Raw genomic sequence first — 24459 nt, forward strand, 5'->3', positions numbered from 1 at the left:
ACCGGCGCGATAGCCTGGGGATGCCTCGTCCCCCCGCCACCGTCAGGAGCCCGAGTGACCCAGGCAGAACTCGTCGTCGTCGCCAATCGCCTTCCCGTGGACCGCGTGGTCGACGGCTCGGGCGAGCTTTCATGGCGGCGATCGCCCGGAGGACTGGTCACCGCGCTCGAGCCGGTGATGCGTCGCGCCGACGGCGCCTGGGTGGGCTGGCCCGGCCAGGCAGGCATCGACGTCGAGCCGTTCGAGTTCGAGGGAACGCATCTCGTGCCGGTGTCGCTGAGCGCCGACGAGATCGAGCTCTACTACGAGGGCATGTCGAACGACACCTTCTGGCCGCTCTACCACGACGTGATCGCCGAACCGCGCTACCGGCGCGTGTGGTGGGACGCCTACGTGAAGGTCAACCGGCGATTCGCCGAGGCGGCGGCGAAGGCGGCCGCGCCCGGGGCGACCGTGTGGGTGCAGGACTATCAGCTGCAGCTCGTCCCGCGCATGCTGCGCGAGTCCCGCCCCGATCTCACGATCGGCTACTTCCACCACATTCCCTTCCCGGCATACGGCCTGTACTCGCAGCTGCCGTGGCGCCGCCAGGTGCTCGAGGGGCTTCTCGGCGCCGACGTCATCGGATTCCAGCGGGTGGCGGACGCCGGCAACTTCGCGCGCGCAGTTCGACGCGTCCTGCGCTACCCGACGAAGGCGTCGGGTATCGCCGTGCCGAACGGCGACGGCACGACCCGCAACGCCCTCGCGAAGGCGTTCCCGATCTCGATCGACGCCGCGTCGTACGTCGAGCTCGCGCGGCGCCCCGAGATCCAGGCGCGCGCCGCCGAGATCCGCGAGGAGCTGGGCAACCCGAAGAAGATCCTGCTCGGCGTCGATCGCCTCGATTACACCAAGGGCATCCGGCATCGACTCAAGGCGTTCGGCGAGCTGCTGGCAGACGGCAAGGTGGCGATCGAAGACGTCACGCTGGTGCAGGTCGCGAGTCCGAGCCGTGAGCGCGTCGCCGCCTACGTGCAGCTTCGTGACGAGATCGAGCTCATGGTGGGACGCATCAACGGCGACTACGACACGATGGGCCACACGGCGATCCGCTACCTGCATCAGGCGTATCCGCGCGAGGAGATGGTGGCCCTCTTCCTCGCCGCCGACGTCATGCTCGTGACGGCCCTCCGCGACGGCATGAACCTCGTCGCCAAGGAATACGTCGCCACGCGGATCGACAACAGGGGCGTGCTGGTGCTGAGCGAGTTCGCGGGCGCCGCGGACGAGCTCGCGAGCGCCGTCCGCATCAACCCCCACGACATCGACGGGATGAAGGACGCGATCATGCGATCGATCGAGATGCCGTCGGCCGAACAGGGCCGACGGATGAGGGCGCTCCGGCGCAAGGTGCTGGACAACGACGTGGCGAAGTGGTCGCAGTCGTTCCTCGCGGCGCTGGAGTCCTCCGGCACCGCCAACCGGGCGATCCGGGCCGACGCATGAGCGACGTCGTCTCGGACGACGAGCGCGCGGCGATCGCGCGGGTCGCGGCATCCGATCGCCTTCTCGTCGCGCTCGACTTCGACGGCACGCTCGCGCCGCTCGAGGACGAGCCGATGGACGCGCGGATGCTGCCCGCGGCACGCGCCGCGCTCGACGCGCTCGTCGCCGCTCCGGGCACGATCGTCGCGCTGGTGTCGGGCCGCAGCCTCTCCGACCTGCGGATCATCGCCGAGCACGTCGACGACTCTCCGCTCTTCCTGGCGGGCTCTCACGGCGCCGAGTTCTGGATCCCCGGCCAAGGCGTCGCGTCGCACGACGACGAGCCCGGCGACGAGCGACTTCGCGACGAGCTCCGCGCACACGCGGAGACGGCGACCGCCGGACTCGAGGGTGTCTGGATCGAGCCGAAGCGGTTCGGGTTCGGCGTGCACACCCGCAAGTCGACGCCCGCCGACGCGGCGGAGGCGAACCGCCTCGTCGACGCGATGGTCGCCGCCGAGGCGCCGCACTGGCGTCGCCGGACGGGTCACAACATCGTCGAGTACGCGTTCCGTCACGAGGGCAAGGACTCCGCGATCGCAGAGCTGCGAGAGCGGACGGATGCCTCGGCCGTCCTGTTCGCCGGCGACGACGTCACCGACGAGGACGCGCTCGAGAGCCTCGGTGCGGACGACCTGGGGGTGCACGTGGGGAACCGCCCCACCGCGGCGTCGCTGTGCGTCCCCGACATCGAGGCGCTGGCCGCGGTGCTGTCCGTCATCGCGGGCGAGCGGGCCTCCGCACGGGAATAGACTTCCCACCATGCCCCAGCCTGACAACTCCATCGACATCAAGCCCCGCAGCCGCGTGGTGACAGACGGCATCGAAGCGACGACCTCGCGCGGAATGCTCCGCGCGGTCGGCATGGGCGACGAGGACTGGGACAAGCCGCAGATCGGCATCGCGTCGAGCTGGAACGAGATCACCCCCTGCAACCTGAGCCTCGACCGTCTCGCCCAGGGCGCCAAGGAGGGCGTGCACGCCGGCGGCGGCTATCCGCTGCAGTTCGGCACCATCTCCGTCTCGGACGGCATCTCGATGGGCCACGAGGGCATGCACTTCTCGCTCGTCTCGCGCGAGGTCATCGCCGACTCGGTCGAGACCGTCATCATGGCCGAGCGCCTCGACGGCTCGGTGCTGCTCGCAGGCTGCGACAAGTCGATCCCCGGCATGCTCATGGCGTCTGCCCGCCTCGACCTGTCGAGCGTGTTCCTGTACGCCGGATCGATCGCGCCGGGCTGGGTGAAGCTCAGCGACGGCACCGAGAAGGACGTCACGATCATCGACTCGTTCGAGGCCGTGGGCGCGTGCCTCGCGGGCAAGATGAGCGAGGCCGACCTCAAGCGCATCGAATGCGCGATCGCCCCGGGCGAAGGCGCGTGCGGCGGCATGTACACCGCCAACACGATGGCCTCGGTCGCCGAGGCTCTCGGACTCAGCCTTCCCGGGTCCGCCGCGCCGCCGTCGGCGGATCGCCGCCGCGACTACTTCGCGCACCGCTCCGGAGAGGCGGTCGTCAACCTGCTGCGCCAGGGCATCACGACCCGCGACATCCTCACCAAGGAGGCGTTCGAGAACGCGATCGCCCTCGCGATGGCGCTCGGCGGCTCGACCAACGTCGTGCTCCACCTCCTCGCGATCGCTCGTGAGGCCGACGTCGAGCTCAGCCTCCACGACTTCAACCGCATCGGCGACAAGGTGCCGCACGTGGCCGACATGAAGCCGTTCGGCAAGTACGTCATGAACGACGTCGACCGTCACGGCGGCATCCCCGTCATCATGAAGGCGATGCTCGACGAGGGCCTCCTTCACGGCGACGCGCTGACCGTCACGGGCAAGACGCTCGCCGAGAACCTGGCCGATCTGGACCCCGACCCGGTCGACGGCACCGTGATCCACTCCTTCGACGACCCGATCCACGCGAAGGGCGGAATCACGATCCTGCATGGATCGATCGCGCCCGAGGGTGCGGTCGTCAAGTCGGCGGGATTCGACGCCGACGTGTTCGAAGGCCCGGCCCGCGTCTTCGAGCGCGAGCGCGCGGCCATGGACGCGCTCGAGGCCGGCGAGATCGCCGCGGGCGACGTCGTCGTCATCCGCTACGAGGGCCCCAAGGGCGGCCCGGGCATGCGCGAGATGCTCGCGATCACCGCCGCCATCAAGGGCGCGGGGCTCGGAAAAGATGTACTACTCTTGACGGACGGCAGATTCTCAGGCGGCACAACCGGCCTGTGCATCGGCCACATAGCACCCGAAGCGGTGGACGCTGGTCCCATCGCCTTCGTGCGCGATGGTGATCTGATACGGGTCGATATCGCGGCTCGCACTCTCGACCTACTCGTCGACGATGCAGAGCTCGACTCCCGCCGCTCTGGCTGGGAGCCGCTTCCCCCGCGCTATACCCGTGGCGTCCTTGCCAAGTACTCCCGTCTCGTGCGCTCCGCTGCGGAGGGCGCGACCACGGGTTGAGCACGGCTACCGACATCCCCTCCGACTGATCCGAGGAACATCACCATGCCCGCCGAAACCGCTGCGGCCGTCCCACGGCCACCCGCTCGCACCGCCACCGCGCCCGTGCTCACGGGCGCACAGGCGGTCGTCCGTTCGCTCGAGCTGCTCGGCGTCACCGACGTCTTCGGGCTGCCGGGCGGCGCGATCCTCCCCGTCTACGACCCGCTGATGGACAGCACCGAGCTGCGCCACATCCTCGTGCGCCACGAGCAGGGCGCCGGCCACGCGGCCGAGGGCTACGCGGCCGCGTCGAACAAGATCGGCGTCGCCATCGCGACGTCCGGTCCCGGCGCGACCAACCTCGTGACCGCGATCGCCGACGCCTACATGGACTCGGTCCCGATCGTCTGCATCACCGGGCAGGTCTTCTCCAACCTCATGGGAACGGACGCCTTCCAGGAGGCCGACATCGTCGGCATCACGATGCCGATCACGAAGCACTCCTTCCTCGTGAAGGACGCCTCCGAGATCCCCGGCGCCATCGCTGCGGCGTTCGAGATCGCCGGCACGGGCCGCCCCGGCCCCGTGCTCGTCGACATCACCAAGGACGCGCAGCAGGCCGAGGCGCCCTTCCTGTGGCCGCCGAAGATCGACCTGCCCGGCTACCGGCCGGTGACGAAGGCCCACGGCAAGCAGATCCAGGCGGCGGCGCAGCTCATCGCCGAGGCCAAGAAGCCCGTGCTCTACGTCGGCGGCGGCGTCATCCGCTCGCAGGCGTCGGCCGAGCTGCTGACTCTCGCCGAGTCGACCGGCGCTCCGGTCGTCACCACGCTCATGGCCCGGGGCGCATTCCCCGACTCGCACCAGCAGCACCTCGGCATGCCCGGCATGCACGGCACGGTGCCCGCGGTCCTCGCGCTGCAGGAGGCCGATCTCCTGGTGTCGCTCGGTGCCCGATTCGACGACCGCGTCACCGGCAAGGCGGCCCTGTTCGCGCCCAACGCGCAGGTGGTCCACGTCGACATCGACCCCGCCGAGATCTCGAAGATCCGCACCGCGGACGTGCCGATCGTGGGCGACCTCAAGGACGTGCTCGTCGACCTCGACGCCGCCTTCCGTGCGGTGGCGCAGACATCCGCTCCCGACATCGCCGAATGGTGGTCGTTCCTCGACGGCCTGCGCGACGAGTTCCCGCTCGGCTACACGCAGCCGAGCGACGGGCTGATGTCGCCGCAGTACGTGATCCAGCGCATCGGCGAGCTGACCGGACCGGAGGGCATCTACGCCGCCGGCGTCGGACAGCACCAGATGTGGGCGGCGCAGTTCATCAAGTACGAGCGGCCCAACGCGTGGCTCAACTCCGGCGGCGCCGGGACGATGGGCTACTCGGTTCCCGCGGCCATGGGCGCCAAGGTGGCAGAGCCCGACCGTCAGGTGTGGGCGATCGACGGCGACGGATGCTTCCAGATGACCAACCAGGAGCTCGCGACCTGCGCGATCAACAACATCCCGATCAAGGTCGCGATCATCAACAACTCGTCGCTCGGCATGGTGCGCCAGTGGCAGACGCTGTTCTACGACGGCCGCTACTCGCACACCAACCTCAACACCGGCCACGGCACGGTGCGCATCCCCGACTTCGTCAAGCTGGCCGAGGCGTACGGGTGCCTCGCGATCCGCGTCGAGAAGGAGGAGGACGTGGATGCCGCGGTGCAGCTCGCCCTCGACACGAACGACCGCCCCGTGGTGATCGACTTCGTCGTGAGCGCCGATGCGATGGTCTGGCCGATGGTGCCGCAGGGCGTGAGCAACAGCTACGTCCAGTACGCGCGCGATCACGCACCCGCCTTCGAGCAGGAGGACTGACGCCATGACCACTCACGTGCTGAGCCTCCTCGTCGAGGACAAGCCGGGTCTGCTGACCCGTGTCGCCGGGCTCTTCGCCCGCCGCGGCTTCAACATCGAATCGCTCGCGGTGGGCGTCACCGAGGTCCCCGGGCTCTCGCGCATCACCGTCGTCGTCGACGTCGACGAACTGCCGCTCGAGCAGGTGACGAAGCAGCTCAACAAGCTCGTCAACGTCATCAAGATCGTCGAGCTCGACATGGCCTCGTCGGTGCAGCGCGAGCACATGCTCGTCAAGGTCCGCGCCGACAACCAGACCCGCTCGAACGTGCTGGAGGTCGTGAGCCTCTTCCGCGGCTCGATCGTCGACTACGCCACCGACGCCCTCGTCGTCGAGGTGACGGGCGACAAGGGCAAGGTCGAGGCCTTCCTGCGCGCTCTCGAGCCGTTCGGCATCAAGGAGCTCGCGCAGTCCGGCCTGCTCGCCATCGGCCGCGGCGGCAAGAGCATCACCGAGCGCGTCCTGCGCGGCTGAGCCGCGGCATCCGCTCTCTTCAGACCATCACGAACCAGATACACAAGGAGACACACCCCCATGGCTGAACTCTTCTACGACGCCGACGCCGACCTGTCGCTGATCCAGGGCAAGAAGGTCGCGATCGTCGGCTACGGCTCGCAGGGCCATGCGCACGCGCAGAACCTGCGCGACTCGGGCGTCGAGGTCGTCATCGCGCTCAAGGACGGCTCGAAGTCGATCGAGAAGGCCCAGGACGAGGGCTTCGACGTCAAGAGCGTCGCCGACGCCGCCGAATGGGCCGACGTCATCATGATCCTCGCGCCCGACCAGCACCAGCGGTCGATCTACAACGACTCGATCAAGGACAAGCTCGTCCCGGGCAAGACGCTCGCCTTCGCGCACGGCTTCAACATCCGCTTCGGCTACATCCAGGCGCCCGAGGGCGTCGACGTGATCCTCGTCGCCCCGAAGGCCCCCGGCCACACGGTGCGCCGCGAGTACGTCGCGGGTCGTGGCATCCCCGACATCATCGCGGTGGAGCAGGATGCCTCGGGCACCGCGTGGGACCTCGCGAAGTCGTACGCCAAGGCCATCGGAGGCACGCGCGCCGGGGTCATCAAGACCACTTTCACGGAAGAGACCGAGACCGACCTGTTCGGCGAGCAGGCCGTGCTGTGCGGCGGTGTCTCGCAGCTCGTCCAGTACGGCTTCGAGACTCTGACCGAGGCGGGCTACCAGCCGCAGATCGCCTACTTCGAGGTGCTCCACGAGCTCAAGCTCATCGTCGACCTCATGTGGGAGGGCGGCATCGCAAAGCAGCGCTGGTCGGTCTCCGACACCGCCGAGTACGGCGACTACGTGTCGGGCCCCCGCGTCATCGACCCGCACGTGAAGGAGAACATGCAGGCCGTTCTCTCCGACATCCAGTCCGGCGCGTTCGCCGAGCGCTTCATCGCCGACCAGGACGCCGGCGCTCCCGAGTTCTACGCCCTCCGCGAGAAGGGCGCCCAGCACCCGATCGAAGAGGTCGGCAAGGAGCTGCGCGGACTGTTCGCCTGGAAGCAGCAGGACGAGGACTACGTCGAGGGTTCCGCCGCGCGCTGATCCTGATCTTCGAGGGCTCGCGCCGACTTCGGATCGGAGCGCGCGAGCCCTCGGACCTGTGCACGGTGGAGCATCCTCCACCCGGCACGATGTGGGCCGCCCCCTACGAAGGGGCGGCCCTTCGTGCGTCCGGATATCGTTCGGTCCCTCCGTCCGCGCGGAAACGGGTACCGATGCGGCGGATCGTCGAGGCATGTCGTGGGATGCCTCCGCCCGGTCCTCTCCCGTTCACGCGACACGCAGGACGGTGACCCGGTCCGTTCACCCCGGCACGCGACGCTCGGCGCGTGGACCGCACTGTCGTCGCCGCCCGTTCCGCCCTCGTCCTCATGGTCGCCCTCGCGACAGTCGTCTCTCCGGTCGCCTCGGCACCGGCGCGCGCCGATCCCTCGGCGTACGCGCTCCCCGCGCCGGTGGCGGCTCCCGCCGTCGTCATCAACGAGATCGCGGCGTCGTCGTCACGATCGACGGCCGACAGCTTCTTCGAGCTGAAGAACATCTCCGACAGCGTCGTAGACCTCTCGGGCTGGGGGATCTACCGCTGCGGCGCGACCGGCCTCCGGGCCAAGCGGGGCGCTGCCGAGGCCGAGCTGTCAGGAGTGGTGCTCGCTCCCGGCGAGATCTTCACGGCCGGTCGCGTCGGCGTCGCGCTCGCATCCGGCGGCGTCCCCGACGCGGTCTTCTCGAACCCGTTCACGTCGACCGGATACGGTCTGTTCCTCGAGGACCCCGACGGCCGGCTCATCGATGCCGTCGCCGTCTACCCGAGCACCCCGACGCCGATGACGACCGAGTGCAGCGCGCACGGCAACCTGCCGAACACTCTCGCGGCGGGCCTCGACGAGAGCTGGCAGCGCGTCGCCTCGACCGGGCACTCGCGCGCCGACTTCGTGCGCGCGCCGGCGACGCGCGGCATCGCCGATGCGGCGAGGCCCGAGTCGGCATCCGTCGGCAGGGTGCGCATCGACGAGGTCGCCCCGGCGGGTCCGGCCGGCTCGGCGGACGATTTCGTCGAGCTCCGCAACGCGGGCGCCGGTGATGTCGACATGAGCGGCTGGCGGCTGTACCGCTGCACGGCGGCGGGGGTGCTCGACGCCGACACCCTGCAGGCGACGCTCGCCGGCGGGACAGTCCTGACCGCAGGCGAGCGCCTCGTCGTCGGCGGCCCCGGCTTCTTGCCGCGCGCGGGGGAGAGGACAGCGGATGCCTCGACCGCGACGTCGCTCGCGGACACGACGTCCGGTGTACTCCTCACGACGGCCGACGGAGTGCGGGTCGACGGTCTCACCGTCTCGAACCACTTCGACACGGCCTGTCAGACCGGAGACGAGAAGCTCGCCTCGACCCTCGACTACCGCACAGGGGAGAGCTGGCAGCGGCACCCGCGCACCGGCGTGTTCTCGGTCGCCGCCCGCACCCCAGGCCGAGCCAACGCGATCGCGGACGCCGCTCCCGCGGGCGCGCTCTCGGTCGAAGCCTGGACGGATGTCGCGATCAGCGAATTCGCGGTGGATCCCGACATCCGTCCGGTACCCGACGGCTATGACCGGCACCACTTCGTCGAGTTGGGCAACTACGGATCGACGACCGTCGAAATCGGCGGGTGGAAGATCATCGGATGCCGCACCGACGGGTTCCGCGACACCGACACCCTCGCGACGGTCGCCGAGGGAAGCAGCATCGCTCCTGGGCGGACGTGGGTCGCGGCGCTCGAAGGGACCGCTGCCGCGCGGGACGCGGAAGTCCTGTTCGCCGAGCCGCTCGACTTCCTCGGCGCGGGGGTGTGGATCGAGGACGCCGACGGTAACAAGGTCGACAGCGTCGGCGCCTATCACGCCAACGAGATGGACCACAGTCTGGAGCGCCACAGCGCATGCTCCAACGGCCTGTCGCTGTCGACCTTCGCACCGGATCGGCTCGTGGGCGAGACCTACCAGCGGGTGAGGTTCTCGGGTGTCGATATCGACGACTACGTGACCGCGGCGGCGACGCCGGGAACGCTGGACGAGCGGCCCTGGCTCGCTCCGGCCGAGCTCACGACGATCGCGGCGGAGCGGCTCGACGCGCGGGTCGAGGCGCTGCGGTCGCGTGACGACGAGGTCGCGGCATCCGATGCGCTCGCCGGCGGAGCGCAGTCGGCGTCGATCGTCGAGGCCCATGCCGGGACCAGTGGTGGCGGCCCGCTGGTCGGGCGCACGGGCACCGGCGAGCGCCGCGTGAACGCCCGCGACCTGAGCGCGCTGCGCGCCGAGGACGACGGGTACGACCACCCCTACGTGCGGATGACCGTCGACATTCCCGCCGACGCATCGAGGGTGACCTGGCGAGGACGCGCTGTCGGCCGGACCGAGCTGAGCCTGTCGGTGTGGAATGAGGCATCCGGATCATGGCGCGCTCTCGACACCGCGGCCGGGCCCACATCCGACGGGGTCCTGACCCTCACGGGGGCTCTGGCGGACGGGGAACGGCCGGGCGGACGTGCGGAGGTCCTCGTGCAGAGCGTGCCGCGGACCGCGTCCGCGCTGGCCGAAGAACCCGACGGGGCGTTCGCGGATCCGGACGACTACGACTTCGCGATCAGCCACATCACCGACACGCAGTACCTGACCGAGGCCTATCCCGACGTGTACGCCGAGGCCGTCGGCTGGATCCTCGCCAACCGCGACGTGCGAAAGATCGCCTTCGCGACCCACACGGGCGACCTCGTGCAGAACTGGGTGGATCCCGATCAGACCGAGCCGCGCGCGCGGCGCGAGTTCGGTATCGCCTCCGAGATCCAGGGCAGGCTCGATGACGCGGGGATGCCCAACAGCGTGCTGCCGGGCAACCACGACAACAAGCGCGGGATCACGAACGAGCTGTTCAACATCTATTTCGGCCCCGAACGCTACGCCGACGCGCCCTGGTACGGCGAGTCGATCGCTCCGGGTGACAACAGTGCGAACTACTCGACGTTTGAGCGCTCGGGATCGCGATTCCTGATGCTGTCGCTGCCGTACGCGTTCGGCGAGCGCGAGCTCGCGTGGGCAGAGGATGTGGTGGCGCGGCATCCCGGTCACAACGTCGTCGTCTCGACGCACGAGCACGTGACACCGGCGGCCCTCGACAGCCCGGTCGGCCGCTCCATCGGGTCGAGGTGGACCTCGCGCGGCGGCGAGCTGTGGGCGCGGGTCGTGGCGCCGAACCGCAACGTGATCGCAGTGCTGTCAGGGCACTTCCATGGTCTCGGCCGCATCGTGACCGAGGACGCCGGTGGAATCGAGGGGCACACGGTGGTCGAGCTGGTCGCCGATTACCAGGAGTTCCGCACGCACTCGGGGGAGCGGTCGACCGGCTTCCAGAGGCTTCTGCAGTTCGATCTCGCCGCCGGCCGGATCGCCGTGGACACGTTCTCGTCGAATCTCGGCGCGCACGCGTCGTTCCCGTACGACTACGAGCAGTTCGTGCCCGAGAACGGCCGCGAGACGAGTGCGACGAACGCCCGGCCGTGGAACGTGCTCGACGCCGGGCTGCAGAACCGGTACACCGCCGCCGACGACGACTTCGGGGTCGAGATCGCCTTCCAGTACGACAAGGCGGTGCTCACAGAAGGGGTGTACGTGTCGGGCTGAGTCCGTCGATCGCTCGCCGGGCGCACCGCTACGCTGATCACGTGCCAGCCGGACGCGACGACGATGCCCTCACCTGGGACGGTGACGACGACCCGACGCTCGACGTCGGCGCCGCCGAGACCACGGAGGCGGTGAACCAGACCGGCGCCGCTGCGCCGCTCCCCGAAGGATGGAGCGCCGTCGGCAAGGGAAGCAAGACGCTCGACTCGCCGGAGGGTGAGGACGTCGAGGCGCCGGTCGACCCGCGAGGCTCCCTGGAGTCCGACGCGCAGGGGCCGGCTCCACGCGAGCCCATGGGGAACGTCGAGCTGATCTCTCTCGGAGTCCTGGGCGGCTTCTCCGTGCTCTACGCGGTCGGCTGGCTGATCGGGGGGCTCCGTCTGCAGGACGCGGCGCAGTTCCTCGTCGCATCGGTCGCGTACCAGGTCAGCCTGTGGCTCGCCATCCTCGCGCCGATCGTCTGGTTCGGATCGGTGTACCTACTCACGACGGGCTCCAAGAAGTGGGTGCGATTCCTCTGGCTCATCGGGGGAGTGCTGTTCCTCATCCCGTGGCCGTTCATCATGGTGGGGGCGATCGGCCGATGAGCGATGTCACGACGGATGCCGCAGCATCCGAGTCCTCCGCGCCGCGGCGCACGCCGACCTGGGTCGTCGTCGCGATCTCCGTCGTGTTCGGCCTCTTCTACGCGTACGCCCTGTGGAATGCGCTGGCGTTCCTCGTCTCACAGGCGACCGGGCCGCTGGGTCTCAACGGGTACGGCTGGTTCGTGCTGCTTCTCGCCGTGGTCTTCCCGCTGCTCGCGTTCGGCGTCGCGTTCGCTCTCGGCTGGCGGCGCCGAGCGTGGCAGTTCGCGCTCGTGCTGTTCACCGGACTCTGCGTGGTCGCGGTGTTCTGGCTCAACGTGATCGCGTACGCCGCCGTGTACGGAGCGTCCCTCCTGGGCTGACCCGCTCCGTCACACGACGGGGAGCCCACGGCGCGAGCGGATAGAGTGTGACGTGATTGCGCCCCGATGGCGTGTGGCGCAGCATCCACCTCTTGCCTGTCGCTGCCTGCGCCCACGCTCCAAAGGATCCGCTTTCGTGTCGAAGCCCGTCGTCCTGATCGCCGAAGAACTCTCTCCCGCCACGATCGATGCCCTGGGTCCCGATTTCGACGTGCGCAACGTCGACGGCACCGACCGCCCCGCGCTGCTTTCGGCCCTCGCCGACGCCCATGCGGTGCTCATCCGCTCGGCGACGAAGATCGACGCCGAGGCGATCGCCTCCGCGCCCGCGCTCAAGGTCGTGGCCCGTGCCGGCGTGGGGCTCGACAACGTCGACATCAAGACGGCCACGACGGCGGGTGTCATGGTCGTCAACGCCCCGACGTCGAACATCATCTCCGCGGCCGAGCTCACCGTCGGCCACATCCTGAGCCTGGCCCGCCGCATCCCGGCCGCTCACGCGTCGCTCGCGCAGGGACAGTGGAAGCGCAGCTCCTACACCGGCACCGAGCTCTTCGAGAAGACGGTCGGCATCATCGGACTCGGCCGCATCGGCGCCCTGATCGCCGCGCGCCTCCAGGGCTTCGACATGCGCGTCGTCGCGTACGACCCCTATGTCACGAGCGCCCGCGCGCAGCAGCTCGGCGTGCAGCTGCTCAGCCTCGACGAGCTGCTCGAGCAGAGCGACTTCGTCACGATCCACATGCCCAAGACGCCCGAGACGACCGGCATGATCGGTGCCGAGCAGTTCAGGATCATGAAGCCGAGCGCGTTCGTCGTGAACGTCGCCCGCGGTGGCCTCATCGACGAGGAGGCGCTCCACGCCGCCCTCACGGCGGGTGAGATCGCCGGCGCCGGCCTCGACGTCTTCACGAGCGAGCCGCCCGCCGACGGCGGCACGGCCCGCGCCCTGCTCGACCTGCCGAACGTCGTCGTCACGCCGCACCTCGGCGCCTCCACCGAGGAGGCTCAGGAGAAGGCCGGCGTCTCGGTCGCCCGCTCCGTGCGCCTCGCGCTCGGCGGCGAGCTCGTCCCCGACGCGGTGAACGTCGCGGGCGGCATCATCGACCCCTACGTGCGTCCCGGCATCCCGCTCGTCGAGAAGCTCGGCCAGATCTTCGCCGCTCTCGCTCACTCGCCGCTGACGAGTCTCGACGTCGAGGTGCACGGCGAGCTCAACGACTACGACGTCAGCGTGCTCAAGCTCGCAGCGCTCAAGGGAGTGTTCACGAACATCGTCAGCGAGACGGTGTCGTACGTCAACGCGCCGCTCCTCGCCGAGCAGCGCGGCGTCGAGGTTCGACTCCTGGTCGACGACGACAGCCCCGAGTACCGCAACCTCATCACGCTGCGCGGCGCCCTGTCGGACGGGTCGCAGCTGTCGGTCTCCGGCACGCTCACCGGCACGAAGCAGATCGAGAAGCTCGTCGGCATCAACGACTACGCGATCGAGCTGCCGATCGAGAAGCACCACGTCGTCATGGTCTACACCGACCGTCCCGGCATCGTGGCCGTCTACGGCCAGAAGTTCGGCGAGGCGGGCATCAACATCGCCGGCATGCAGATCGCGCGCCGCGAGGCCGGTGGCCAGGCGCTCTCGGTGCTCACGGTCGATTCGCCGGTCGCCGACGAGCTGCTCGACGAGGTGCGGTCAGACATCCAGGCCGATCTCTTCCGCCAGATCGAGATCACCGAGTCCTGAGTCGCGGCCGGGGGGTCTCGGCGTCCTGACTCAGTCCTTCGCGGCGCGCTCGACCATCGCGATCAGGGCGTCCATGGCCGTGCCGCGGGGGACTGGGCCGGGGATCGACCCGCCCTCGAGGGCGTTGTTGAAGTACAGGCCGTCGCTCACGAGCATCACGAGATCGAGCGCCGTCGCGTCTTTCGTGTGTGCGCGCAGCACGCCCGCCCACTGATCGCGGATGCCGCGGAGCGCCTCGCGGGCCGGAGCGCTGCCGCCCTGCGCGAGGCGCGAGGCGGCGAGGATGGCACGGTCGATGGGATCGTTCTGCATGACGGATGTGCGCAGGAAGTAGTCGATCGGGCCGTCGGGCGATGCCGCCATCGCGTCGACGTCGTCGGCGACCAGCGTGTGGAGCCGCTCGAGGAGGGCAGCCTCGAGCGCCTCCTTCGAGCCGAAGTGGTACAGCAGGCCGCCCTTCGAGACGCCGGCGGCTCGTGCGGTGGCGTCCATCGTGGCGGAGCGCTCGCCGTCGTCGATGAGGATCGCCTCGAAGGCATCGAGCACCTTCTCACGGGCGAGAGGAGGGCGGCTCATGGGGTCGATGCTATCGACGGATGTCGCGACATCCTGATACTATACCGGCTGGACGGTAAAGAAACTGAGGATGAAATGACCACCGCAACGCTCCCGCGCACGTCCGCCGACATCGGCGAGCGCGTCGGATGGCGCGGCTGGCTTGCGCTCGTCGTGCTGATGCTGCCGGTGCTGCTCGTCTCCGTCGACAACACGGTGCTGAGCTTCGCGCTCCCGGCGATCGCGCTCGACCTCGAACCGACGAGCGCGCAGCAGCTGTGGATCATCGACGCCTATCCGCTCGTGCTCGCGAGCCTGCTCGTGACGATGGGCGTGCTCGGCGACCGGTTCGGACGCCGGCGGATGCTGCTCATCGGCGCCACCGGCTTCGGCCTCGTCTCCGCACTCGCGGCGTTCGCGCCCACGGCTGCCCTGCTCATCGCCGCGCGCGCCGGGATGGGCGTCTTCGGCGCCATGCTCATGCCGTCGACACTGTCGCTCCTGCGGACCGTCTTCACGAACCGCGACCAGCGCCGCCTCGCCATCGCGATCTGGGCCGCCGGGTTCTCGGCGGGCGCCGCCCTCGGCCCCGTCGTCGGCGGCATCCTGCTCGAGCACTTCTCGTGGGGCTCCGTGTTCCTCATGGCCGTGCCCGTGCTCGTGCCCCTGCTGATCCTCGTGCCGCTGCTCGTGCCCGAGAGCCGCGACCCGAACCCCGGCCGCATCGACCCGCTCAGCATCCTGCTGTCGCTGCTGGCTCTCGTGCCGATCGTCTACGCGATCAAGGAGCTCGCCGTCCACGGACTCTCGAGCCCCGCACCGGTCCTCTTCGGCGTGGGCGTGCTGTTCGCCGTGCTGTTCGTGCGCCGCCAGCTCCGTCTCGAGACCCCGATGCTCGACATGGCCCTGTTCCGCCGCGGGTCGTTCAGCGGCGCGATCCTCGTCAATCTGCTCAGCGTGATCGCGCTGGTCGGCTTCCTGTTCTTCGTCGCACAGCACCTGCAGCTCATCGCCGGGCTCTCGCCGATGCAGGCCGGGCTCGCCCTCGTGCCTGGGCTTGTCGCGATGATCGCGGCCGGGCTGCTCGTCGTGCCGCTCGCCAAGCGGTTCTCGTCGCGCATCATCGTGCCGTCGGCGCTGGCCGTGTCGGTGCTCGCCTACGTGACTATCGCCCTCACGGCCGAGAGCGGGCGCATCTGGGTGCTCGTCGTCGCCTTCGCGGCGCTCGGCGTCGGCATCGGCATGGCCGAGACGGTGTCGAACGAGCTCATCCTGTCGAGTGCGCCGCCCGAGAAGGCGGGTGCCGCGAGCGCCGTCTCGGAGACGGCGTACGAGCTCGGCGCGGTGCTCGGCACCGCCGTGCTCGGCGGTCTGCTGACTGCGCTCTACCGGGGGAGTCTCGTGCTTCCGGCAGGTCTGCCGGCCGGCGCCGCCGACGCGTCGCGCGAGACGCTCGCGGGCGCCGTCGCGGCCGCGGAGGGGCTCGATCCCGCAATGGCCGAGCAGCTTCGGGATGCCGCGGCCCACGCGTTCGACGCGGGGGTCGGCGTCACCGCGCTCATCGGCGCCGGACTCATCGTGATCGCTGCCGTGATCGCGGCCACTACCCTGGAGAGAACCGCGTCCGCGTCCGAGCACTGAGCACGGAGGCCCCGCCGGGCGCCAGGCAAGGAGAGCAATGCCGCGCGTGCAGGATTCAGGTGTCGTGAAGCTCGCCGTCATCCCCGGTGACGGCATCGGACCCGAGGTGATCGCCGAAGCCGAGAAGGTGCTCGACGCCGCGACGGCGGGGAGCGGCATCCGCTTCGAGAAGACCCGCTTCTCGCTGGGCGCGGGCCGGTTCCTCGACACGGGCGAGACGCTGACGGATGCCGACCTCGATGACATCAAGGCGCACGACGCGATCCTGCTGGGCGCCGTCGGGGGAGTGCCGGGCGACCCGCGCCTCGCAGACGCCAACATCGAGCGCGGACTGCTGCTGAAGCTGCGGTTCGAGCTCGACCACTACGTCAACCTGCGTCCGTCGAAGCTGTACCCGGGTGTTCCGGGCCCGCTCTCCGAACCCGGAGACATCGACTTCGTGGTCGTGCGCGAGGGCACAGAGGGCCCCTACGTCGGCAACGGCGGCTCGATCCGGCGCGGCACACCTCACGAGGTCGCGAACGAGACGTCGGTCAACACCGCCTTCGGCGTCGAGCGCGTCGTGCGCTACGCGTTCGACCTCGCCGAGCGACGCGGCAAGAAGGTCACGCTCGTGCACAAGACCAACGTGCTCGTCCACGCGGGCGGCATCTGGAAGCGCATCGTCGACGTGGTGTCCGCCGAGCACCCCGACGTGGCCGTAGACTACCTGCACGTCGACGCGGCAACCATCTTCCTGGTCACGAACCCGGGCCGATTCGACGTGATCGTCACCGACAACCTCTTCGGAGACATCCTCACGGACCTGGCCGGCGCCGTCACCGGTGGCATCGGCCTCGCCGCTTCGGGCAACATCAACCCCGACGGCGCGTTCCCCTCGATGTTCGAGCCCGTCCACGGTTCGGCGCCCGACATCGCGGGTCAGCAGAAGGCCGATCCCACGGCCGCGATCCTCTCCACCGCGCTGCTGCTCGACCACCTCGGGCTGCAGGCGGAATCCGACGCCGTCACCCGCGCGGTCGAGGCGGACATCGCAGGCCGGGGCGCGGCATCCCGCACGACGGCGCAGATCGGCGACGCCATCGCCGCGCGGCTCCAGGCGTAATCTGGACCCGCACGCACTCTGACACCGGACAGCACCGTCACCACGCAGCGGAACGCTCCGCACGAAAGCACAGGCCCGTCATGACGCTCATCGACACAGACCCCGACACCGGACTCGCCCCGCTCGAGTTCGCCGTCAGCCGCAACCTGCAGGCGAAGACCGACGCCCAGCGCGACGAGATCCTCGCCAACCCCGGGTTCGGCACGAGTTTCACCGACCACATGGTCGACATCTGCTGGTCGGTCGGCGCAGGGTGGCATCGCCCCCGCGTGCAGCCGTACGGCCCGCTGTCGCTCGACCCCGCGGCCGCCGTCCTGCACTACGGCCAGGAGATCTTCGAGGGCATCAAGGCCTACCGTCATGCCGACGGCTCGATCCACACGTTCCGGCCCGACCAGAACGGTCGTCGCCTGCAGCGCTCGGCGCGGCGCCTTGCCCTGCCCGAGCTGCCGGTGCCGTACTTCATCCAGTCGCTGCGCGAGCTCGTCGCGATCGACGGGGCGTGGGTGCCGTCGGGTGACGACCAGAGCCTGTACCTGCGTCCGTTCATGTTCGCCAAGGAGGCGTTCCTCGGCGTGAGGCCCGCGCACAAGGTGGGCTACTACGTCATCGCATCGCCGGCCGGCGCTTATTTCAAGGGTGGCGTGAAGCCGGTGTCGATCTGGCTGAGCGAGGACTACGCGCGGGCCGGCAAGGGCGGCACGGGCGCGGCGAAGACGGGCGGCAACTACGCCGCGTCGCTGCTTCCCCAGTCCGAGGCCTACGAGCACGAGTGCGATCAGGTCGTCTTCCTCGATCAGGATCGCAACGTCGAGGAGCTCGGCGGCATGAACGTGGTGTTCGTCTACAAGGACGGCACGATCGTGACCCCGGAGTCCCCGTCGATCCTGGAGGGGATCACGCGGGACTCGATCCTGCAGCTCGCGAGGGACCGCGGCCACAAGGTCGAGGGCCGCGCGGTCTCGTTCGACGAGTGGCGTCGGGGCGTGGCATCCGGCGACATCGTCGAGGTGTTCGCGTGCGGCACGGCGGCGGTCGTGACGCCGATCGGCCTGCTCAAGGGCAAGGACTTCGTCGACGAGCAGCCCATCGGCGAGCTCGCCCTGTCGCTGCGCGAGGAGCTCACCGACATCCAGTACGGCCGTCGCGAGGACAAGCACGGCTGGCTCGTGCGTCTCGACGGCTGACGCGATCGCCGCCAGGTCTGCGGCCCTCCTGGCCCGCTTTCGTGTCCCACTTCGACCGCTACGTGTCCCACTTCGACCGGTTCGTGTCCCATTTGAGGCCGGTTCGCGCCGCGTATTCCGGCACGAAGTGGGACACGGCGACCGGACGGCATGGCACCCACGCGCGCGCCTTGTGGAGCTCTGCCCCACTCACCGCAGCTTGCTGACGCGCGCCCGTCGGAGGCCGTGGCTAGGCTGATCCGGTGAGAATCGCACGCTTCAGCCACAACGACGCCATCAGATTCGGAATCGTCGACGAGGGCGAGCTCGTCGTCCTCGAAGGCGACCCGATGTTCGCGGGGTACGACACCACGGGCGAGCGCGTGCCGCTCGCCGACGTGGCGCTTCTGGCGCCCGTCATCCCGCGCTCGAAGGTCGTGGCCGTCGGTCGCAACTATCGCGACCACGCGGCCGAGCTCGGCAACGACGTGCCGACGTCGCCGATGCTCTTCTTCAAGCCGAACACCTCGGTGGTCGGCCCCGGCGACGCCGTCGTGCTCCCCAAGGGTTCCGACTTCATCAGCTTCGAGGGCGAGCTCGCAGCGGTGATCGGCCGCATCGCGAAGAACGTGTCCGCCGAGAACGCCCTCGACTACGTGTTCGGCTACACGATCGCCAACGATCTCACCGCCCGCGACTGGCAGAAGTCCGACGGGCAATGGGCGCGCGCCAAGGGCTTCGACGCATCGTGCCCGCTCGGGCCCGCGATCGAGACCGACTTCGACGTCGACGGTCCCGCGGTGATCACGACGCGACTCAACGGCGAGGTGCGTCAGCAGGGACCCATCAGCGACATGATCTTCTCCCTCGCCGAGGTGATCGAGCACGCGTCGGCCGCCTTCACGCTTCTCCCCGGCGACGTGATCCTCACCGGAACGCCGGCGGGCGTCGGCCAGATCTCGGCGGGCGACACCGTCGAGGTCGAGATCACGGGTCTCGGCATCCTGCGCAACACCGCCCGCGACGCCTGAGCACGCCCATGGCCGACACGACGGATGCCGCACTCGGGCCCGATCGCATCGCGTCCGCGCAGCGGCGCACCGTGTGGGTGCTCTCGCTCGGCCAGATCCTCGGGGGGCTGGCGTTCGGCGCGACCCTGTCGCTCGGCGCGGTGCTCGCCGCCGAGGTCTCCGGCGACGAGGCGTTCGCGGGGCTCGCCACGGCCGCGATCACGCTCGGCACTGCCGCGTTCGCGGTGCCGATGGCGGCATTCGCGCGGCGTCGAGGGCGGCGCCCGGCCCTCTCCACGGGCATGGCCGTGGCATTGATCGGCGTCGTGATGGTCGTGTTCGCCGTGTCTCTGGCCTCGTTCCCGCTCCTCCTCACCAGCTTCGGGCTGATCGGCGCCGGCCAGGCAGCCAATCTGCAGACGCGCTTCGCGGCGGCCGACCTCGCGACCGACGCCACCCGCGGACGCGATCTGTCGCTCGTGGTCTGGGCGACGACGATCGGGGCGGTGCTCGGCCCGAACCTCACCGGGCCCGGCGAAGCACTCGGCCAGGCGGCCGGCATGCCGCCCCTCACCGGTCCGTATCTCATCGCGGTCGTGGCTCAGCTGCTCGCCATCGCGCTGTATCTGATCGCGCTGCGCCCCGACCCGCTGAAGCTCGCGCAGCGGGTCGTCGCCTCGGAGGCGCGTTCGAGCGAACCGCGCATCGCGAAAGCGGATCAGCCCAGAGTCGCGCGGTACGCGATCTTCGCCGTCGCCGCAGCGCACGGCGTCATGGTGTCGGTCATGGCGATGACGCCCGTGCATCTGCTCCATCACGGCGCATCGCTGTCGATCATCGGGCTGACGATCAGCCTGCATGTCGCCGGCATGTTCGCGCTTTCGCCGGTGTTCGGCATCCTCGCCGACCGGGTCGGCCGCATCCCGACGATCATGATCGGACAGGTGCTGCTCGTGGCCGCGCTCGTGACGGCGTCGTTCGGGGCCGAGTCCACCACGTCCGTGACCGTGGCCCTCGTCCTCCTCGGTCTCGGCTGGAGCGCGACGACCGTCTCCGGCTCGACGCTGCTCACCGAGGCGTCCTCCGAGGCTCAGCGCACACGCCGGCAGGGGCTCAGCGACCTCGTCATGAGCCTGGTGGGGGCGACCGGTGCGATCCTGGCCGGACTGGTGCTGTCGTGGATCGGCTACGGCGGGCTCGCCCTGGTGGTCGGTGTTGCCGTGATCGCCACCGTGCTGCTGGCGCCGTTCGGCCGGGCGCCGAGACCGGTCGCGGACGCGGTCGGCGGCTGACTGGTCCGAGACGGGCGAGCCCTGCTCCGCGTCGTTCGTGCGACTCGCGGCGATCGTCGTCGCCGGTCGGCGGCTCTAGCGGCCGACCGCAGCCAGGGCGATCTCGACGTCCTCGTCGTCGTTGAAGATGTGGAAGGCCACGCGCGCGCGCCCGGCGCGGCCGGACGCCACGATGCCGGCGTCCGTGAGCCTGCCGAGGTCGGCCGCCTCGGGGTCGGTCCATGTGACGATCGCACTCTCGCGGTCGGGGGCATCGAGGCCGAGTCCCTCGCGGAACCGCCGGGCCAGCCCGGTCGCATGGCGATGGAGTGCGGCGGGGTCGAGCGACGCGAAGAGTGCGAGCGCAGGCTCGGCGCCGACGAACGCCTGCCACGCGGGCGAGACGTCGAACCTCGTCGCGTCGGGCGCGAGGTCGACCGCGCCGCCGTAGCACGAGGTCCAAGGATCCGCACCGGCGTACCATCCGGCGAAGAGCGCCGGCATGTCGTCGGCGAGCCGCGGGGACACCGTGAGGAACGAGACGCCTCGCGGCGCGCACAGCCACTTGTACGCATGACAGACGACGGCGTCGAATCGGGATGCCTCGACCGGCATCCATCCGACGGCCTGTGTCGCGTCGCAGAAGGTTCGAGCGCCGTGTGCGGCCGCTGCCGCGAGGATCGCGTCCGCGTCGGCGACCTCGCCGGTGGCGGACTGCACGAGGGAGAACACGACCAGCGCGGTGCCGGCCCGCACCGCTGAGGCCAGCTGCGAGATCGGCGCCGTGCGCACCTGCAGCTCGCGACCGGAATGCACGAACGGGAGCACGATCGAGGAGAAGTCGCCGTCCGCCACGAGCACCTCGGCGCCGTGGGGGAGCGACGCGGCGACGAGAGCGGCTGCGACCGATGCCTGCGACCCGATCGCGATGCGCTCGGGCGTCACTCCCACGAGTGTCGCGAAGTGTCGGCGGCTCGCCTCGACGGATGCGGTGTAGGCGAGGGGATCGGGACGGCCCTGGGCCGCGGCATCCAGATCGGCGATCACGGCGGCGCGCACGGCGCGCGTCGGCAGTCCGACGGTGCACGCCGCGAGGTAGCCGCGGCCGCCCATGAACTCGGCCTGGGCGGCCGCGAGAGCGGCGGAGCGGATGGTCGGAGCGGGCACGTGACCAGCCTCGCCGAGTGCATCGCATTCGTCTACGGGAGGTGACGCATGCGAATCATCCATCGGCGTTATGCTTTGCCGCATGACGGTCTTCGACGATCCCGACATCGACGCGCAGGCGCTGCGCGTGGTCAAGGCGATCGCCGACGAAGGGTCGATCACCGGCGCGGCCGCCGCGCTGGGGTACAGCCAGCCCGCGATCAGCCAGCAGCTCAAGCGACTCGAGCTGCGGCTCGGGGTTCCGCTGGTCGAGCGCGTGGGCCGGAGCGTCCGGCTCACGGAGGCGGGCCGCATCCTGGCGCGTCACGCCCCGGCGGTGACGACGGCCCTGGATGCCGCAGCCGGCGAACTCGCCGAGCTGCGCGGCCTTCGCGCGGGGCGGGTGCGGCTCGTCGGCTTCCCGTCCGCGTCGCCCACGGTCGTTCCTCGACTGCTCGCCGAGCTGGAAGCGCACCACACCGGAGTCACCGTCACCTACCTCGAGGCCGAACCGCCCGAGGCGGTGGCGGCGGTGCGCGAGGACCGCGCCGACATCGCGCTGACGTTCAGCTACCCCGGCGACCGCGACGATCCTCATGGATCGAGCTCCCGCGGACTTTCCGTCCGGACCGTCGGCACCGACGATCTCTTGGCGGTGCTGCCGGCCGGACACCCCGCGGCGGCGGACGACCAGGTCGACATCGCGGCGCTGTCGGGGGAGAAGTGGATCGCGGGGTGCCCGCGCTGCCGCGGACATCTCCTCGAGCTGTGCGCGCGTGCGGGGTTCGCGCCGCACATCGCATTCGAGACCGACAACTTCGTCGCGGTCGAGGGTCTTGTCGCTCAGGGGATCGGCGTGGCGACGCTCCCGCGGATGGCCGTGGCATCCTTCCCGCAGCTCCCCGGCGTGGTGACGCTGCCCCTTCCTCCGGCAGAGGCCCGGACGATCCACGTGGTCACCGCCCACGGCGCCGACCGGGTGCCCGCCATACGGCTCACCATGGCGGCGATCGTGAGGCTCCTCGACGCGACCGCGGCGCGCGCCGGCGATGCGGGCGTCGAGGCGCAGCCCCTCAGGCGGCAGGCGTCCCGCAACTAGACTGGGCGGCGATGTCTTCCTCACCCGATCCCCGCACCACCACCGCGACCGGCGCCGACGTGCGCGTGCGATTCTGCCCGTCGCCGACCGGCCTCCCTCACGTGGGTCTCATCCGCACCGTCCTCTTCAACTGGGCGTACGCCCGCCACAACGGCGGCAAGCTCGTCTTCCGCATCGAGGACACCGACTCCGCGCGCGACAGCGAGGAGAGCTACCACCAGCTGCTCGATGCGCTGCGCTGGCTCGAGATCGACTGGGACGAGGGCGTCGAGGTCGGCGGGCCCCACGCGCCGTACCGGCAGTCGCAGCGCCATGACCTCTACCGAGAGGTGCTGGCCAAGCTCGTCGATGCGGGAGCCGTGTACGAGAGCTACTCGACGGCGGAGGAGATCGACGCCCGCAACGACGCGAACGGCCGCGCGAAGCAGCTCGGGTACGACAACTTCGACCGCGATCTCACCGACGAGCAGAAGGCCGCTTTCCGGGCGGAGGGGCGCGAGCCCGCCTGGCGCCTTCGTGTGCCCGACGAGGACCTCACGTATGTCGACCTCATTCGCGGCGAGGTGACGTTCCCCGCCGGTTCGTTCCCCGACTTCGTCCTGGTGCGCGCCGGCGGCGTGCCTCTCTACCCGTTCGTGAATCCCGTCGACGACGCTCTCATGGGGATCACGCACGTCATCCGCGGCGAGGACCTGATGCCCTCCACCGCGCGTCAGCTGGCGCTGTACCGCGCGCTCGTGGACGCCGGTGTGACGACGTTCATCCCGCGCTTCGCGCACATGCCGCTGGTCCTGGGCGAGGTCGGCAACAAGAAGCTCTCCAAGCGAGACCCCAAGGCCGACCTGTTCCTTCAGCGCGACAAGGGGTTCATCCACGAGGGGCTGCTGAACTACCTTTCGCTCCTCGGCTGGTCGATCGGCCCCGACCGCGACGTCTTCTCGCTCGACGAGCTGGTCGCCGAGTTCGACATCGTCGACGTCAATCCGAACCCTGCGCGCTTCGATCAGAAGAAGGCCGAGTCCATCAACGGAGACCACGTCCGGATGCTGGAGCCCGCCGACTTCGCCGCGCGCCTGGTGCCGTACCTCGAGGCCGCGGGCCTCGTGACGGATCCGCCGACGCTCGAGCAGCAGCGGACGCTCGACGCCGCGGCGCCGCTGGTGCAGGAGCGCATGCAGCTGCTCGGAGAGGCCCCCGGGCTCCTCGGCTTCCTGTTCCGCGACGAGGCCGTCTACGACGAGGACGCGCTCTCGAGCCTGCCGGCCAACGCCGCAGAGGTGCTCGTGGCCTCGATCGGCGCGCTCGAGGTCGTGCCCGATGACGAGTTCACCGCCGCCGCCGTGCAGGAGGCCCTGTCGGCGGCTTTGATCGAAGGTCTCGGTCTGAAGCCCCGTGTCGCCTACGGTCCGCTGCGGGTCGCGCTGAGCGGCCGCCGCATCTCGCCGCCGCTCTTCGAGTCGATGGAGCTGCTCGGCAAGCCCGAGTCGATTCGTCGTCTCCGCGCGCTCGTCGACCACCGGAGCTGACGAGACCTTCTCGGTTTGGCGTAGGTGCTTCGGTCGTCTAGACTTGATCTTCGGCACGACCTCGGTCGAACGCCTTGGGGTATGGTGTAATTGGCAACACGGCGGTTTCTGGTTCCGTTGTTCTTGGTTCGAGTCCAGGTACCCCAGCACACGAGAAAACCCCCGCTCAGCGGGGGTTTTTCGTTTCCCCGGCGA

General features: G+C 69.9%; 19 protein-coding genes and 1 tRNA gene. 18 read left to right on the forward strand and 2 right to left on the reverse strand.

The features are described from left to right. The first annotated feature begins 54 nt into the window (after positions 1-54). From EER34_RS10255 to serA, 10 genes are all read left to right on the forward strand, one after another. Positions 55-1488: an alpha,alpha-trehalose-phosphate synthase (UDP-forming) gene (locus tag EER34_RS10255; RefSeq protein ID WP_127474526.1), complete on the forward strand. Its 1434-nt coding sequence runs from the start codon at positions 55-57 to the stop codon at positions 1486-1488. Next, positions 1485-2279 carry a trehalose-phosphatase gene (gene otsB, locus EER34_RS10260; protein ID WP_127474528.1) on the forward strand — a complete coding sequence of 265 codons (795 nt, stop codon included), beginning with the start codon at positions 1485-1487 and terminating at the stop codon, positions 2277-2279. The genes EER34_RS10255 and otsB overlap by 4 nt, the downstream gene beginning before the upstream one ends. 10 nt (positions 2280-2289) lie before the next feature. Further along, positions 2290-3996 (forward strand): dihydroxy-acid dehydratase, encoded by a 1707-nt coding sequence (gene ilvD, locus EER34_RS10265; protein WP_127474530.1) that lies wholly within the window; start codon positions 2290-2292, stop codon positions 3994-3996. Positions 3997-4041: 45 nt separating this feature from the next. Then, a complete protein-coding gene (locus EER34_RS10270; protein WP_127474532.1) occupies positions 4042-5844 on the forward strand; it encodes an acetolactate synthase large subunit in 1803 nt (600 codons plus the stop codon). 4 nt (positions 5845-5848) lie between these two features. After that, on the forward strand, positions 5849-6358 hold the full coding sequence (gene ilvN / locus EER34_RS10275) for an acetolactate synthase small subunit (RefSeq protein ID WP_127474534.1): 510 nt from the start codon (positions 5849-5851) through the stop codon (positions 6356-6358). 60 nt (positions 6359-6418) lie between these two features. Then, complete coding sequence (gene ilvC / locus EER34_RS10280) at positions 6419-7444, forward strand: ketol-acid reductoisomerase (protein WP_127474537.1); 1026 nt, start codon at positions 6419-6421, stop codon at positions 7442-7444. A 287-nt stretch (positions 7445-7731) separates the two neighbouring features. Next, the gene (locus EER34_RS10285) at positions 7732-11055 is read left to right on the forward strand and encodes a lamin tail domain-containing metallophosphoesterase family protein (protein WP_127474539.1); all 3324 of its coding nucleotides are present in this window, start codon (positions 7732-7734) and stop codon (positions 11053-11055) included. Positions 11056-11096: 41 nt separating this feature from the next. After that, positions 11097-11642 carry a DUF423 domain-containing protein gene (locus tag EER34_RS10290; RefSeq protein ID WP_127474541.1) on the forward strand — a complete coding sequence of 182 codons (546 nt, stop codon included), beginning with the start codon at positions 11097-11099 and terminating at the stop codon, positions 11640-11642. After that, the gene (locus tag EER34_RS10295; RefSeq protein WP_127474543.1) at positions 11639-12004 is read left to right on the forward strand and encodes a bacitracin resistance protein; all 366 of its coding nucleotides are present in this window, start codon (positions 11639-11641) and stop codon (positions 12002-12004) included. Before EER34_RS10290 ends, EER34_RS10295 begins: the two co-directional genes overlap by 4 nt. 136 nt (positions 12005-12140) lie before the next feature. Further along, entirely contained in the window at positions 12141-13745 is a 1605-nt protein-coding gene (gene serA / locus EER34_RS10300) for a phosphoglycerate dehydrogenase (RefSeq protein WP_127474545.1), read from the forward strand. A 30-nt stretch (positions 13746-13775) separates the two neighbouring features. Here serA and EER34_RS10305 read toward each other — a convergent pair whose 3' ends face one another. Beyond that, positions 13776-14321, reverse strand: coding sequence for a TetR/AcrR family transcriptional regulator (locus tag EER34_RS10305; RefSeq protein WP_127474547.1), 546 nt, complete (start codon positions 14319-14321; stop codon positions 13776-13778). A gap of 75 nt (positions 14322-14396) precedes the next feature. Here EER34_RS10305 and EER34_RS10310 point away from each other — a divergent pair, with 75 nt between their 5' ends. The 5 genes from EER34_RS10310 to EER34_RS10330 all read left to right on the forward strand — a co-directional run bounded on the left by EER34_RS10310 (position 14397) and on the right by EER34_RS10330 (position 20514). Beyond that, positions 14397-15941, forward strand: coding sequence for an MFS transporter (locus tag EER34_RS10310; RefSeq protein WP_127474549.1), 1545 nt, complete (start codon positions 14397-14399; stop codon positions 15939-15941). 37 nt (positions 15942-15978) lie between these two features. Beyond that, positions 15979-17046, forward strand: a complete 1068-nt coding sequence (locus EER34_RS10315) for a 3-isopropylmalate dehydrogenase (protein ID WP_127474551.1) — start codon at positions 15979-15981, stop codon at positions 17044-17046. Positions 17047-17126: 80 nt separating this feature from the next. Beyond that, positions 17127-18233, forward strand: coding sequence for a branched-chain amino acid aminotransferase (locus EER34_RS10320; RefSeq protein ID WP_127474553.1), 1107 nt, complete (start codon positions 17127-17129; stop codon positions 18231-18233). Positions 18234-18475: 242 nt separating this feature from the next. Next, positions 18476-19243, forward strand: a complete 768-nt coding sequence (locus tag EER34_RS10325) for a fumarylacetoacetate hydrolase family protein (protein ID WP_127474555.1) — start codon at positions 18476-18478, stop codon at positions 19241-19243. A gap of 8 nt (positions 19244-19251) precedes the next feature. Then, a complete protein-coding gene (locus EER34_RS10330; RefSeq protein WP_127474557.1) occupies positions 19252-20514 on the forward strand; it encodes an MFS transporter in 1263 nt (420 codons plus the stop codon). A gap of 75 nt (positions 20515-20589) precedes the next feature. Here EER34_RS10330 and EER34_RS10335 read toward each other — a convergent pair whose 3' ends face one another. Further along, positions 20590-21606, reverse strand: a complete 1017-nt coding sequence (locus tag EER34_RS10335) for an aminotransferase class V-fold PLP-dependent enzyme (protein WP_240642345.1) — start codon at positions 21604-21606, stop codon at positions 20590-20592. Between the two features lie 136 nt (positions 21607-21742). Here EER34_RS10335 and EER34_RS10340 point away from each other — a divergent pair, with 136 nt between their 5' ends. From EER34_RS10340 to EER34_RS10350, 3 genes are all read left to right on the forward strand, one after another. Beyond that, positions 21743-22738, forward strand: a complete 996-nt coding sequence (locus EER34_RS10340; protein ID WP_127474561.1) for a LysR family transcriptional regulator — start codon at positions 21743-21745, stop codon at positions 22736-22738. A gap of 11 nt (positions 22739-22749) precedes the next feature. Next, positions 22750-24264 (forward strand): glutamate--tRNA ligase, encoded by a 1515-nt coding sequence (gene gltX / locus EER34_RS10345; RefSeq protein WP_127474563.1) that lies wholly within the window; start codon positions 22750-22752, stop codon positions 24262-24264. Positions 24265-24339: 75 nt separating this feature from the next. Then, positions 24340-24411, forward strand: a tRNA-Gln gene (locus EER34_RS10350). The last annotated feature ends 48 nt before the right edge of the window (positions 24412-24459 follow it).

Source organism: Microbacterium sulfonylureivorans, assembly GCF_003999995.1.
GTDB lineage: Bacteria > Actinomycetota > Actinomycetes > Actinomycetales > Microbacteriaceae > Microbacterium > Microbacterium sulfonylureivorans.

Coding starts and splice junctions, on each gene's coding strand:
- EER34_RS10305 (WP_127474547.1), bottom strand. CDS start 14,321: ATGAGCCGCCCTCCTCTCGCCCGTGAGAAGGTGCTCGATGCCTTCGAG.
- EER34_RS10320 (WP_127474553.1), top strand. CDS start 17,127: ATGACGCTCATCGACACAGACCCCGACACCGGACTCGCCCCGCTCGAG.
- EER34_RS10270 (WP_127474532.1), top strand. CDS start 4,042: ATGCCCGCCGAAACCGCTGCGGCCGTCCCACGGCCACCCGCTCGCACC.
- ilvC (WP_127474537.1), top strand. CDS start 6,419: ATGGCTGAACTCTTCTACGACGCCGACGCCGACCTGTCGCTGATCCAG.
- otsB (WP_127474528.1), top strand. CDS start 1,485: ATGAGCGACGTCGTCTCGGACGACGAGCGCGCGGCGATCGCGCGGGTC.
- EER34_RS10335 (WP_240642345.1), bottom strand. CDS start 21,606: ATGGGCGGCCGCGGCTACCTCGCGGCGTGCACCGTCGGACTGCCGACG.
- EER34_RS10295 (WP_127474543.1), top strand. CDS start 11,639: ATGAGCGATGTCACGACGGATGCCGCAGCATCCGAGTCCTCCGCGCCG.
- ilvD (WP_127474530.1), top strand. CDS start 2,290: ATGCCCCAGCCTGACAACTCCATCGACATCAAGCCCCGCAGCCGCGTG.
- gltX (WP_127474563.1), top strand. CDS start 22,750: ATGTCTTCCTCACCCGATCCCCGCACCACCACCGCGACCGGCGCCGAC.
- ilvN (WP_127474534.1), top strand. CDS start 5,849: ATGACCACTCACGTGCTGAGCCTCCTCGTCGAGGACAAGCCGGGTCTG.
- EER34_RS10330 (WP_127474557.1), top strand. CDS start 19,252: ATGGCCGACACGACGGATGCCGCACTCGGGCCCGATCGCATCGCGTCC.
- EER34_RS10315 (WP_127474551.1), top strand. CDS start 15,979: ATGCCGCGCGTGCAGGATTCAGGTGTCGTGAAGCTCGCCGTCATCCCC.
- EER34_RS10310 (WP_127474549.1), top strand. CDS start 14,397: ATGACCACCGCAACGCTCCCGCGCACGTCCGCCGACATCGGCGAGCGC.
- EER34_RS10340 (WP_127474561.1), top strand. CDS start 21,743: ATGACGGTCTTCGACGATCCCGACATCGACGCGCAGGCGCTGCGCGTG.